The following is a 12,132-nucleotide window of genomic DNA, read 5'->3' on the forward strand; positions in this document are numbered from 1 at the left end:
TACCCTTCTATAGAAGAAACAGATTTTCTTGCTCTATCAAAGAATCAACAAAGAATTTACATAAGGGCAGCCCATTGTAGGGCTGGCCTTCTTTGCCTACTTCCCAGGCAGGAGATTGAAATGCCTGAGATCCAACGAGCGCTGACACAGCGAAGGGAACGGAACGATTGTGGAAAAGCGAAGCGTTCGCCTTTATCCCCGGATGTATTCCTTGGGAATAGTAAATCATATAGATCCGGGGATAACAGCGATTGAAACAACGTCCGTTCCCGAAGCGCCCACTTCAGCGCAATTTGTCTCAAATGATTTTCAATATACAGCCGATATTTTTAACATTGCGTTTACAAAACACTGATTTTAAGATGACATACTGAAACTACAATGAGTAAAGAGTTGATGGTGAACAAACAAATTCACAAAACGCCATCACTACATTGGGGGAGGAAAACAAAACATGTTTAAAAAGTTGCCGTTTATTTTGATGACCTTAACGTTCGTACTGGTTCTCGCAGCATGCGGATCGAAAAATGACGCTGGTACAGAGGGTGCCGCAAGCAATGGATCAGGAGAAGCTGCTACTGAGCTTAGCGGTAACATTCTGGCAGTCGGATCGACAGCATTGCTACCTCTGGTAGAACAAGCTGGACAGAAATTTATGGCAGTTGATGAATATAAGAACGTAACGGTTCAAGTTCAAGGTGGCGGTAGTGGTACTGGTTTGACACAAGTATCTGACGGACAAGCTACAATCGGTAACTCTGATGTATTTGCAGAAGAGAAACTGGAGGACGAAGCCAAAGTAAAAGAATTGGTTGACCATCAAGTAGCAGTAGTAGCTATGGCGCCAGTTAGCAACAAAGATGCAGGTGTAGAAGATTTGACGAAGCAACAACTGGTCGACATCTTCTCCGGTAAAGTAAAGAACTGGAAAGACGTTGGCGGCGCGGATAAAGCAATTGTTATTGTAAACCGTCCGAGCAGTTCCGGTACTCGTGCAACTTTCGAGAAGTATGCATTGGGTGCGAAAATGGGTGATATCCAAGGTTCGATTCAAGAAGATTCTTCTGGTAACGTAAAAAAATTGGTATCTGAAACGCCAGGCGCTATTGGTTACCTTGCCTTGTCTTACTTGGATGACAGCTTGCAAGTGTTGAAATACGAAGGTGTAGAAGCAACAGTTGAGAACGTAGAAGCAGGAACTTATCCAGTATGGGCTTACGAGCACATGTACACAAAAGGTGAGCCAGATGCAGCAACAAAAGCATTCCTGGACTACATCTTGAGTGACGAAATTCAACAAAACGACGTGACAGAACTGGGATACATTCCAATGTCAGGTATGAAAGTAAAACGCGATGCAGCAGGTAATGTGGTTGAGTAATCTTTGAACTTGCGCATACAGCGAAAGAGGCGGACTTAGGTCCCGCCTCTTTACGCGGTTTGCTCTAAAATAATCCCATATTTTGCATTAATTCTACTATAGAAGGATGGTTGTTATGGAACAGACCGAAGGGGGAACGGTAATGAATAACAAGTTGAAACCGCGCCGGCCCTTAAAAGAGAAACATTATTGGGAAGAGTGGACGGGACGGATCTATACGTCGATTTGTGTCGTTTTCCTGATCGTTGTCATGTTTTCCATTGTTTATTTTGTAGCGTCCAAGGGACTATCCACATTTTTCCAAAATGGAATAAGCATCAGCGAATTCCTTGGTGGAAAAACGTGGAATCCGACCGGAGAACCTGCGTTCTACGGGGCATTGCCGTTCATTACAGGTTCTTTCATTACAACCTTGCTTGCAGCACTGATCGCAAGTCCGCTTGGCCTGTGTGCAGCGCTCTTCATGACAGAGATTGTTCCGGGTAAAGGGAAAAAGATCTTGCAGCCTGCGATTGAGCTTCTGTCCGGAATTCCGTCCGTTGTGTACGGATTTATCGGTCTGAGTGTCATCGTACCTTTGCTTCGCAGTATCTTTGGTGGAACAGGCGTCGGGATTGCAGCCGGATGTCTTGTTCTCGCCGTAATGATTCTTCCTACGGTCACAAGTATTATGGCAGATGCATTGTCCGCGTTGCCAAAAGGATTGCGTGAATCCTCCTACGCACTGGGTGCCACTCGCTGGCAAACCATCTACCGTGTCATTATCCCAACGACTTTGCCAGCTTTGTTGACAGGTGTCGTTTTGGGTATGGCCCGTGCTTTTGGTGAGGCACTTGCTGTGCAGATGGTTATCGGTAATGCACCGCATGTTCCAACATCCTTGCTCGAATCAGCTTCAACATTAACAAGTGTAATTACACTCAGCATGGGTAACACCACGATGGGTTCTGTTCATAACAATGCACTGTGGAGTATGGCGCTTGTCCTGTTGGTGATGACATTTGTCTTCGTCATTCTGGTTCGCCTGCTTGAAAGGAGAAACCGGGTATGAAAATGAAGGCAAAGACGGTAGATAAAATTGCAACATCCGTTATCGTTGTACTGGCCCTGTTCATTGTTATCCTATTGCTCGGTCTGCTTGGCTTCATCATGTATAGAGGCATTGGACATATTAGCTGGAACTTCCTGACAAGCGCACCTCAGTTGCTTAAGGGTGGCGGCGGGATTGGTCCACAGCTCTTCAACTCCATATTCTTGCTTGTTCTGACCTTGATTGTTACCATTCCACTCGGATGGGGTGGCGGGATTTACATGGCGGAATACGCCAAACCAGGCAAGATTACCAGCTTTATTCGTCTGGTCGTTGAAGTATTGTCATCATTCCCTTCCATCGTTATCGGTTTGTTTGGTCTCTTGCTGCTAGTAAATCAATTTGGTCTTGGTTTCTCCCTGATCTCGGGTGCCTTGGCTCTGGCGATCTTTAACTTGCCACTGATGGTACGGACAACGGAGCAGGCCTTCCGGGCCGTTCCGAAGGAACAAAAGGAAGCAGGTCTGGCGCTTGGACTGTCCAAGTGGAAGATCATCACTTCCATTCTGCTACCTGTGGCATTGCCGAGCTTGATTACGGGTACGATCCTGGCATCGGGCCGGATCTTCGGTGAAGCAGCCGCGCTGATGTTCACCGCAGGTATGAGTAGTCCACCATTGGACTTTACAGATTGGAATCCGACGAGTCCAAGATCACCGCTTAATCCTTTCCGTCCGGCAGAGACACTTGCTGTCCATATCTGGAAAGTGAATAGTGAAGGCATTGGGCCAGATTCCAAAGAGGTGGCAGCAGGGGCATCCGCCGTGCTTGTCATTCTCGTGCTGGCGTTCAATCTAAGTGCACGCTGGATCGGTCGGGTTGTATTCCGCCGCATGACAGCTTCGAAATAAGGAGGAACCAACATGGCCATACCTTTTGGTACGGAACAGTTAAGCATATATTATGGACATTTCCAGGCGGTCAAGCAGATTAGCCTGACGTTTCCTGAAGCAAGCGTAACGGCTCTTATTGGACCGTCTGGTTGCGGTAAATCCACGTTCCTCCGGTCACTCAACCGGATGAACGACGAGATTGCCGGTTCCCGTACAGAGGGACATATCTGGATGGACGGGAACGATCTGAATGAGCCTGGAACCGATGTAATCAAGCTTCGCCAGAAGATTGGCATGGTGTGGCAGAAGCCGAACCCTTTTCATAAGTCCATCTACAACAATATCGCGTTTGGCCCCCGCTACCGCGGTACGAAGAGTAAGAAGGCACTGGATGAGATTGTGGAAAAAAGCTTGCGCCGTGCTGCGCTCTGGGATGAAGTGAAAGACAGACTGCATGAGTCAGCGCTGTCTCTCTCTGGCGGACAACAGCAGCGCCTATGTATCGCTCGCGCTCTGTCTGTTGAACCACAGATTCTGCTGCTCGATGAGCCGGCATCTGCACTTGACCCGGTATCTACGGGTAAAGTTGAAGAGTTGATTACGGAGCTCAAGAAGGAGCTGCGGATTGTTATTGTTACCCATAACATGCAGCAGGCGGCACGCATCTCGGATTACACGGCTTATTTCTATCTGGGAAGCATGGTTGAGCACGGGGATACAGAGCACATTTTCACGAACCCGGACAATCGTCTGACGCAAGAATACATTATGGGTCGTTTCGGTTAATTGGATCATGGAGTGTAACATAGAGTAATAGACAGAGAGATTAAGAAATAATAAAGACAAAAGAAAGCACAATGCCTGGACGGTTGTTCGGGGGTTGTGCTTTTTTAATTTCATTTTGGAAGAATTTGCTGTATATAAAGCAACCATGCTACGATATTTAGTAATAGGAGAGCGTTTACATTACTTTGAAGGAGATGTTGATCATCGCTACAGATCAGATGTCTTACGACCATATGGCAGCTCAGATTATACAGAACTACACTATTGAGAAACCTGTCGTTTCCTATATTCGTCACAACGAGAATCTGACGCACCATGTCGTGGATGAAGAGAGCGGGCAGAAGTATCTGCTGCGTATCCATCAAGCCGCATATGCAAGTATGTCAGGGATTCAACATACGCTTCCTGCACTTGAAGCGGAGATGAACCTACTCTACGAATTAAACGCAACGACAGCATTACGCGTGCAACATCCGGTACGCAATGCATCCGGTGAATGGGTCACGGTATGGACAAGTGAGGCAGGGAAAGAGATTTGTTGTACAGTACTGGAGTGGATTGAGGGAAGAGACATCCAGCAGGGAGAACGCCTGACAACAGATCAGATCTATGATCTTGGGGCACAACTGCAGATGCTCCATCAATATGGGCGTGAGCAGAATCAGACAGATCGAACAAAGGTACGGCCGGCATATGGCAATAGCCATGAGAACTTGGTCATGCTCGGGCAGCTAGAGGAAGGCGTCCGACTGGGGATTTTTACAACGGAAGACTTCGATCTGCTTCGTGAGACGTTTGAGAACATTAATGAGCAGTTAGAAACATACCCGCAGCACGCAGGGACATGGGGGATCATTCATGGGGATATTACTCGCAACAATCTGCTGATAACGGATCAGGGGATGTCCATGATTGATTTTTGTCTACACGGTTATGGTTATTATCTTTTCGATGCCGGAGGGGCAGCACTTATGTTCAATCGGGAGGAACGTGACATATTCTTATCCGGTTATACCCAACAGATCGCACCCCTGACGGATCGTGATATCCGGTTAATGGAAGGGTTCATGTTGATCTTTACACTGGGTTATTATGCCTTTCAGATGGCGAATGAGTCGAGGCACGAATGGATGAAAGATCGCATGCCGAAGCTATGCAGCAAGTATTGCCGACCTTATGTACAGAACGAGAGCATCTTCTACGAACTGTGAATTAGGGTGTGCAGATCCGGAAGGGCTACGAACAGTGTGGTTCAAATATTATGGTTGCCTGAATACCCGAACAGTTTCGTGGACAATATCATAAATAGTAGTAAGCACATCTTTGATTGAAGGAAAATGAAATAATATGTTTAAAATATCCTTTTATCGTATTAATGTGATGAAAGCTGACAAAATATTCTGGTTTTCATCTGTTCAATAGGAAATGAAGGAAATACATCCAAAGAAATCGTTAAGTTTGTTGACACTGATCTTCCGGTCGATTAATCTTAATGAAGAAGAAATGAACGATTTCCATTACTGTTCTGACATACGCTCAGAATGGTTCCATATAGCGGATGATAACGAGCGGGAGAGACCTGGGTTAGCCGAGCAAATGGCTAGTGTTCAGGCACCGAAGGAGCAAGCTGCTGCGCACCCGGCGCAGTCGTTAATCTCTCAGGTAAATGTACCATCGTTGGACGCAACTCTGGAGAGTGCGCGAATTGCGCCACCCAAGGGGTATATGATCAGTCAGACCAGTGAACTTGTCTGTAATCACAGGCAATGCACCTTGTCGTGAGACACTACTGATCGTGAAACTCTCAGGTATCGAGGACAGAGAGAGGGCCTAAGGCCTTCTCCTGTCCTTTTTTGGTGTCATCATTCAGTAATAAAGGAACATTATGGCATGGGATCTGGATGGAAATGACGAACACAATTGGAGGGTTGCAGGTGCGATTTAAAGATGTTTTCTCAATTATTGGTCCGTCGATGACAGGGCCTTCAAGTTCACATACAGCTGGTGCGGCAAGGTTAGGAAGAATTGCTCGTCAGTGGCTGGGATGTACGCCAGATCGTGCCCGGCTGACCCTGTACGGTTCATTTGCTGATACGTATCAGGGGCACGGAACAGATCTGGCACTGATCGGCGGTCTGCTGGATTATGTCACAGACGATCCGCGTATCCCGGATGCAGAGCAATACGCAGAGGAAGCGGGCATGGAGGTTGAGTTTTATACAAGTGGCCTGCCTGCTCCTCATCCAAATACGGTCAAAATTGAGTTGTGGCATGGAGAACGTGCCTGCTCCTTAATCGGTGCATCCATTGGTGGTGGAAGCGTATCGGTGCATTCGATGAATGATTTTCGTGTTCAGATTAGTGGTGAGTTTCCAACACTTGTTCTGCGACATGCGGATAAAGCGGGCGTACTCGCGTCAGTGACGTCCACGATCAGTTCATCCGGGGTTAACATCGGGTATATGCAGGTGGATCGGAAAGCCCGTGATGGCGAAGCACTTACCGCGATGGAAATGGATGGTGTGCCTAATCCTGATATGCTCAAGCGTCTAAGGGGGCTGGACCATGTATTGGACATTCGTGTCATTGATTTGAAGAGAGGAGTTGATTCGGATGCGATTTAAACATTTGCACGAACTGAATACGATCTGTACAGCGGAATCCAAAACCATTGCTCAGCTAATGATTGAGGAGCAAGTTCAGGAGACCAATACACCGGAAGCGGATGTTGTGAAGCAGATGTCTGAATATTATCAGGTGATGAAGGAAGCGGTACGCAAAGGGTTAACGGAAGATACAACATCACGCAGTGGGTTAACGGGTGGAGACGGTAAAAAAATGGCCGAGTACATTCGCCAGGGTGAGACTTGTTCAGGAGATGCTTCTGCACTTGCCATGGCGTATGCCCTGTGCGTATCTGAAGTGAATGCCTCCATGGGCCGGATCGTAGCAACACCAACAGCCGGTTCCTGCGGTATTATCCCCGGTGTGTTTATCAGTTCACAGGAGCGATTTGGCTGGACGGACGAACATTTGGTGAACGGGTTGTTCTGTGCGGGAGCGATTGGTTATGTTATCGCCAACAATTCATTTATCTCCGGTGCCGAAGGTGGCTGTCAGGCGGAAGTGGGTTCCGCTATCGGCATGGCTGCGGGAGCCATGGTTGAACTGCGTGGAGGTACACCGGAACAGGTCGTTCATGCCGTTGGTTTGGCGTTAAAAAATACACTGGGCCTTATCTGCGATCCGGTGGCAGGCCTTGTTGAAATTCCATGCATCGTTCGTAACGGCCTGGGCGCGGTTACGGCGCTGGCTGCGGCTGACATGGCCCTGGCCGGAGTGCGTAGCGCTATTCCGTCAGATGAAGTCATCGACGTCATGCTGGAAGTAGGCAGTGCGATGCCGAGCCGCCATCGGGAGACAGCCCAAGGTGGACTGGCCCAAACGCCAACCGGCCGCAAAATGATGCAGAAGCTGGCTAAACCAAAGGCAAAGCGTGCCGAGCCTGAGCAGGAGTTGAAGCCAGCGGATTCTGACACAACTACAAGTGGGGCGGACAATGCTCGAGTGGACAAGGATAATCAGGTTTAAGCTGAACCGGGACCACCGATATATAAATCAGTGACATTTTAAGTATAACGGCGAATACAAAAACAAGCGTCCGCGAACCCGAATCCGGGTTATGCAGGACGCTTGTTTTATGCTGCCAGATAAGCGAAGGTAGGCTACTTAGATGTGGCTCAGATGTATGTGTATTATAACTCTAGTCCTGGCTCACAGCCGTACTTAATACGGCATATCCATACGCGGGCAGTTCAATGGCGAGTACGTCATCTTCCTTGGCGGTACGATGGTTTCCGCCGAATAACTCGGTCCATTCTTCGTCACCGGCCTCCAGCTCAACAATAGCCGTCTCTTCTGATCGATTGAACAGAACCAGAATGCGTTCCTCCTCATTTTGCCGCTCAAATACCAGTTGGCTGCCATCGGGACGAGCCTGTAAGAAACGAACGGTGCCTTCTGCACGCAGGGCAGGATGAGCATGACGCAGGGAGATCAGTTTCTGATAAAAGTCGAACAGTTCTCGGTCCTGCTTTGCTTCATCCCATTCCATGCATTTACGGCAGCCCGGATCATGTTCGCCGTCCATTCCAATCTCGTCTCCGTAATAGATGCACGGAGCACCCATGTAACTGAACTGGAATAACGCAGCCAGCTTCATCTTGCGCTGGTCGCCTTCACACAGCGTGAGTAGCCGCGGGGTATCGTGGCTGTCCAGCAAGTTAAACGCCACTTCGCTGGCCTGAAGCGGATAACGGGATAACTGTCGCCCGATGGAGTTTGCGAACTGTTCCGCGTGCATTGTATTTTTCACAAAGAAAGCATTCACGGCATCGGTAAACGGATAGTTCATGGACGCATCGAACTGGTCGCCTTGCAGCCAGGAAGAAGACTCGTTCCATACTTCCCCCAGAATATAGGCATCCGGATTAGCGGCTTTGACTACACGGCGGAAATCACGCCAGAATGCATCGTCCACTTCGTCTGCCACATCCAGCCGCCATCCGTCCGCACCCACTTCCTTGATCCAGTACTCAGCAACCTCCAGAAGATAGGCCTTCACCTCGGCATTCTCCGTATTGAGCTTTGGCATGTGCGCTTCGAATCCAAAGGTCTCATACGTTGGAATGCCATCCTTCACGTCCAGCGGGTATTCGTGTACATGGAACCAGTCCTTGTATTTGGATTGTTCTCCGTTTTTCTGTACATCCACAAACGGCGCAAACGTCTTCCCGGAATGGTTGAACACCGCATCCAGAAGTACGCGAATTCCACGTGCATGGCACAGCTCGACCAGTCGTTTCACGGTATCTGCGTCACCAAAGTGACGATCTACCCGCAGGTAGTCTTCGGTATCGTATTTGTGATTGGTGGTGGCTTCGAAGATGGGTGTGAAGTAGATCGCATTAATGCCAAGATCGCTGATGTAATCCAGATGGTCGATCACGCCCTGAAGGTCACCGCCGAAGAAATTGAAAGGTGTTGGCTCGCCACCCCACGGCTCCACCTTCTCCGGACTAATATCCGGGTTGCCATTGGCGAATCGTTCGGGAAAAATTTGATAGAACACCGCATCCTTAACCCATGCAGGGGGTGTGAATACAGCTCCAGCATGAATATAAGGGAACTGGAACATACGACCTGGATCGTCCGGTTCTTCTTCCTGGAAACCCGTCTCGGTCATCCAGATCTGTTCGTCTCCGTTTTTGAGCAGAAAAGAGTATTTCAGTCGGTGGTAGGGAGGTTTCACCTCACCCTCGTAATAATCGAACATGGAGTCAGAGGTGAACTTTGTTAAGGGAACCAGCGCTTTGGTTGCATCCCACGCATATTTATCCCCGGTCAGGGCATGTACCTCGGTCAGATCATTCTTTTTGGCACGCAAACGCAGATGGATTGTATCTTGGTCATAGGCATAGGCCCAGTTTCGTTTCGGTTGATGATAAATGGCTTCCAGCAGCATAATGAATTTCCTCCCGTCAGGTGTGGATATAGTATGTACTTGGTAGACTTGATTAATATGACATTCTCCACGTTAATGAATACGCTATAATTAGAATGTGTGGTAACGTAAAGGACTTCAACATTGTTTCAACAAGACATGAATCCATATGTTATAGACAGCTTTTATCATGATGATGCTCAGATATATCATTAACCCAATAGGGGCGGAAAGGAAACGAATATTCGAATGAAAACCAAACTGTTATATATTGAAGATGATACGGAAATTGCGACTTGGGTCAGAGCCGATCTGGAGGAGCGCGGTTATGAGGTGGTATGGCTCGGCAGTGGTGAAGGTGCAGCGGAGGCTGCTGTCGGTTGCTCACTCATTATTCTGGATGTCATGCTGCCCGGACTGGATGGATTTACGGTGGGCCAGCGACTGAAAAAAGAGCATCCCGCGGTGCCGATTGTCATGCTCTCGGCCAGAACGTCCATTGACGACAAGTTGCACGGTCTTGATTTTGCCGATGACTATGTGACCAAACCATTTCACCCCGATGAACTGGCTGCCCGGATTGAAGTACAACTGCGGAAGGCGGGAACTGCGGTCTCATCGGATACAGCCCTGAAGCTGGATCATCTCTCCATCTATGAGAAGGACAACCGGATCGTGAATGAGGAGACGGGAAATGAGATTATTTTATCGGGAAAACAGTTCCACATCTTCGCCTACCTGCTACGACATATGGGCATGATTCGAACGAAAGAACAGATCTATGAAGCCGTCTGGAACGAGCCCTATCTGGATGGGGACAAAACTTTAATGGTACATATTCGACATCTGCGCGAAAAGTTGGAGCTTGATCCGGCTAATCCTGTAGTTATTCAGACGGTCCGCGGTGTAGGATATCGTGTGAAGAAGCCATGATCCGCTTGTTTAGGAAACGGAAGATTATGAAGGGAGAACGAAGCATGGATCAAAAACAATCCGGGGGGCGCAAGCTTCGCTTTGGGCGATCCTTGATGTCCAGATACATCCTCCTGATCTTGGCGGCTGTATTATTTGTGCCCGTTGTGCTTCCGATTATATCCGTTATATATATTGTTGTAGTGAATAACACGGACACGAATAAGAACCGAGCTGCACCTTACGGTGATGTTACCCGGATCAGTAACATCTGGTCACGTGAATCGAAGAACCTGGATGGTGCTTCGGATGAAAAGATTAAGGCCCGGTTGGAGCGATTACATGACTCATATCCCAAATCTTCCATGTATCATGTGAATGTGAGCGGTGAGACCCTCTTTATTCTTGGGGGTGAAGATGTAACACTTCTGAAATCCACGTCACCGGATGGCAGAACAGACACGACATTGAGATGGTCACTGGATTCCGGGCGCACGGCAGAGACTCATATTCCATCCTTATGGAATGCGAACAATACAGTGCAATTCATGAAAGAAGCTACCTATCGCGATCCACTGACCGTAGTTGCATATATTGGCGGAGATGAGCAGGACAAAGGACAAGGATTCATCATCATTGAAGTGCCGCGGTCACTTCTGCAAATGAATCAGAGTAACTGGCCGATGGAACTTTTGTATCTTGGTATCGTAATGACCCTCATCTTTCTGATCTTCATCATTATGTCGATTCTTTTCTTCGCACGTATTCGCAAACGACTTATTCGTTTGCAGACGGCCATGATGACCACAGGCAAGGAAGGCCTCCCGCTTCCGGTAGATATCCGACGGTCAGACGAGATCGGCCAACTGGAGGAATCCTTCAATCAGATGGTTCATCAACTATCCGACAGCCGCCACCGTGAACGCGAGGAAGAACAATTGCGCAAACGTCTCATTGCGGGGCTTTCCCACGATCTGCGTACCCCGCTAACGGTGATTCGTGGACATATGCATGCTTTGCACAAGGAAGAGCTGAGCGAGCAAGGGGACCGTTCACTACATCGCATGGAAGCAAAGATGGAGGATCTCGGCGGGCTCATTGACAACATGTTATCCTACAATTTGCTCACAAGTGGGAAATATACACTGAAGCTGGAAGAGAAAGATATACTGCGGATCGTCAGGGAGACGGCGGCCGCCTGGTACCCGGTCTGGGAGAAAGAACAATTTGAGATTGATATTGACCTGCCAGACGAACCGCTGATCTGGCATATGGATGAACAGGGCATGCGCCGTATTCTTGATAATTTGTTCCAAAACGTGATCCGTCATGCCGCCAGCGGGAAATATATTGGTATATCAACCCAGGAGATTCAGGGTGAGACGGCCATCGTTATTCAGGATCGGGGTCCGGGAATGCAACCGAATTCCGACACCAAAGGCACAGGTCTAGGCTTATCCATTGTAGACCTGTTGATTCGTGAGATGGGTCTGCGCAAGCGGGTAGACAGTTCCGATACGGGTGTCCAGACATATATCTACAGTGGTAAGGGAAACCGGGAAACAACAAACCGCTGAAATTGCTTTTTTAAACTAAACTTAAACTAGAGACTACTTTGGCTTTAACC

10 protein-coding genes and 1 riboswitch are annotated in these 12,132 nt (G+C 48.3%); of the genes, 9 read left to right on the forward strand and 1 reads right to left on the reverse strand.

What is annotated here, in order from left to right; genetic code table 11:
• The first annotated feature begins 454 nt into the window (after nt 1-454).
• From MKY92_RS02435 to sdaAA, 7 genes are all read left to right on the forward strand, one after another.
• Nucleotides 455-1,381, forward strand: coding sequence for a phosphate ABC transporter substrate-binding protein PstS family protein (locus MKY92_RS02435; protein WP_339298974.1), 927 nt, complete (start codon nt 455-457; stop codon nt 1,379-1,381).
• A 142-nt stretch (nt 1,382-1,523) separates the two neighbouring features.
• Nucleotides 1,524-2,432 carry a phosphate ABC transporter permease subunit PstC gene (gene pstC, locus MKY92_RS02440; RefSeq protein ID WP_100528178.1) on the forward strand — a complete coding sequence of 303 codons (909 nt, stop codon included), beginning with the start codon at nt 1,524-1,526 and terminating at the stop codon, nt 2,430-2,432.
• 2 nt (nt 2,433-2,434) lie between these two features.
• The gene (pstA, locus tag MKY92_RS02445) at nt 2,435-3,322 is read left to right on the forward strand and encodes a phosphate ABC transporter permease PstA (RefSeq protein WP_339185299.1); all 888 of its coding nucleotides are present in this window, start codon (nt 2,435-2,437) and stop codon (nt 3,320-3,322) included.
• Nucleotides 3,323-3,334: 12 nt separating this feature from the next.
• Nucleotides 3,335-4,090 (forward strand): phosphate ABC transporter ATP-binding protein PstB, encoded by a 756-nt coding sequence (pstB, locus tag MKY92_RS02450; RefSeq protein WP_145152038.1) that lies wholly within the window; start codon nt 3,335-3,337, stop codon nt 4,088-4,090.
• A 194-nt stretch (nt 4,091-4,284) separates the two neighbouring features.
• Entirely contained in the window at nt 4,285-5,301 is a 1,017-nt protein-coding gene (locus MKY92_RS02455; RefSeq protein ID WP_339301651.1) for a phosphotransferase, read from the forward strand.
• Between the two features lie 348 nt (nt 5,302-5,649).
• Nucleotides 5,650-5,773: riboswitch (glycine riboswitch) on the forward strand.
• A 251-nt stretch (nt 5,774-6,024) separates the two neighbouring features.
• The gene (gene sdaAB, locus MKY92_RS02460) at nt 6,025-6,714 is read left to right on the forward strand and encodes an L-serine ammonia-lyase, iron-sulfur-dependent subunit beta (protein WP_339301653.1); all 690 of its coding nucleotides are present in this window, start codon (nt 6,025-6,027) and stop codon (nt 6,712-6,714) included.
• On the forward strand, nt 6,704-7,681 hold the full coding sequence (sdaAA, locus tag MKY92_RS02465) for an L-serine ammonia-lyase, iron-sulfur-dependent, subunit alpha (RefSeq protein WP_339298976.1): 978 nt from the start codon (nt 6,704-6,706) through the stop codon (nt 7,679-7,681). The genes sdaAB and sdaAA overlap by 11 nt, the downstream gene beginning before the upstream one ends.
• A 172-nt stretch (nt 7,682-7,853) precedes the next feature.
• Here sdaAA and MKY92_RS02470 read toward each other — a convergent pair whose 3' ends face one another.
• A complete protein-coding gene (locus MKY92_RS02470; protein ID WP_339298978.1) occupies nt 7,854-9,614 on the reverse strand; it encodes an alpha-glycosidase in 1,761 nt (586 codons plus the stop codon).
• A 228-nt stretch (nt 9,615-9,842) separates the two neighbouring features.
• On the opposite strand from MKY92_RS02470, the gene MKY92_RS02475 reads away from it, so the two are divergent.
• Complete coding sequence (locus tag MKY92_RS02475) at nt 9,843-10,526, forward strand: response regulator transcription factor (RefSeq protein WP_339298980.1); 684 nt, start codon at nt 9,843-9,845, stop codon at nt 10,524-10,526.
• 44 nt (nt 10,527-10,570) lie between these two features.
• Complete coding sequence (locus MKY92_RS02480; protein ID WP_339298981.1) at nt 10,571-12,082, forward strand: HAMP domain-containing sensor histidine kinase; 1,512 nt, start codon at nt 10,571-10,573, stop codon at nt 12,080-12,082.
• Nucleotides 12,083-12,132: the final 50 nt, after the last annotated feature.

It is taken from the genome of Paenibacillus sp. FSL R5-0623, assembly GCF_037974265.1.
Classification (GTDB): domain Bacteria; phylum Bacillota; class Bacilli; order Paenibacillales; family Paenibacillaceae; genus Paenibacillus.

Excerpts from the sequence above, each read along its gene's own strand:
- MKY92_RS02435 (WP_339298974.1), top strand. The coding sequence starts at position 455 with ATGTTTAAAAAGTTGCCGTTTATTTTGATGACCTTAACGTTCGTACTG.
- pstC (WP_100528178.1), top strand. The coding sequence starts at position 1,524 with ATGAATAACAAGTTGAAACCGCGCCGGCCCTTAAAAGAGAAACATTAT.
- pstA (WP_339185299.1), top strand. The coding sequence starts at position 2,435 with ATGAAGGCAAAGACGGTAGATAAAATTGCAACATCCGTTATCGTTGTA.
- pstB (WP_145152038.1), top strand. The coding sequence starts at position 3,335 with ATGGCCATACCTTTTGGTACGGAACAGTTAAGCATATATTATGGACAT.
- MKY92_RS02455 (WP_339301651.1), top strand. The coding sequence starts at position 4,285 with ATGTTGATCATCGCTACAGATCAGATGTCTTACGACCATATGGCAGCT.
- sdaAA (WP_339298976.1), top strand. The coding sequence starts at position 6,704 with ATGCGATTTAAACATTTGCACGAACTGAATACGATCTGTACAGCGGAA.
- MKY92_RS02470 (WP_339298978.1), bottom strand. The coding sequence starts at position 9,614 with ATGCTGCTGGAAGCCATTTATCATCAACCGAAACGAAACTGGGCCTAT.
- MKY92_RS02475 (WP_339298980.1), top strand. The coding sequence starts at position 9,843 with ATGAAAACCAAACTGTTATATATTGAAGATGATACGGAAATTGCGACT.
- MKY92_RS02480 (WP_339298981.1), top strand. The coding sequence starts at position 10,571 with ATGGATCAAAAACAATCCGGGGGGCGCAAGCTTCGCTTTGGGCGATCC.